Below are 491 nucleotides of genomic sequence, written 5' to 3'. Positions count from 1 at the left end.
ATTGAAAGCATGAGAATTTTGGTGTAAGAGTTATACATTCGGATCAAATTTTTTGCGAAGTGGAGGTTGCTTTTATTTTTCTCGTTCCTTGGGAGGCATAGACATGTATAAATATTCTCTTTCTCTTGTGCTAGGGATTTTTTCTCTATCGTTTTCTATTATTGCATTTTGTAGTGCCGACTGAGCTCTTCCTCGTTGATAGGTTTGCGAGAATAATGCGGTCTGTTGTTCTGTCGTAAGGTCTTTGAATGCTGACTGACTCTGCAATGAATTGAAGTCCTTGAGTGCAGCTTTTGCGGCGTTTCCCACAGCTCGTAAGTTCAATAAGTCGGCCTCTTTTTGTGTAATCTCTAATGGAAATTTTCTCAAGAATGCGCAAGCTTCCCCGCCCTTCTTGTCAAAGTATGGATCTATCTTCTTTGTGAATGCGCCTAGTTCTTCTTCTGTAAGTAATTTTGTTTCACTATTGTACTTTTCTAGCTCTTTAAGAT

General features: G+C 38.9%; 1 protein-coding gene. It reads right to left on the bottom strand.

What is annotated here, in order from left to right:
- Positions 1–72: 72 nt before the first annotated feature.
- Positions 73–491 (bottom strand): pesticin C-terminus-like muramidase (locus GVL52_RS28615; RefSeq protein WP_200847975.1); only part of this gene is annotated, 419 nt, incomplete at its 5' end.

Source organism: Rhizobium sp. 18055, from assembly GCF_902706285.1.
Classification (GTDB): Bacteria; Pseudomonadota; Alphaproteobacteria; order Rhizobiales; family Rhizobiaceae; genus Rhizobium.
Note: the sequence above shows the minus strand (reverse complement) of the source record. Positions and strands in the feature narration are given on the sequence as shown.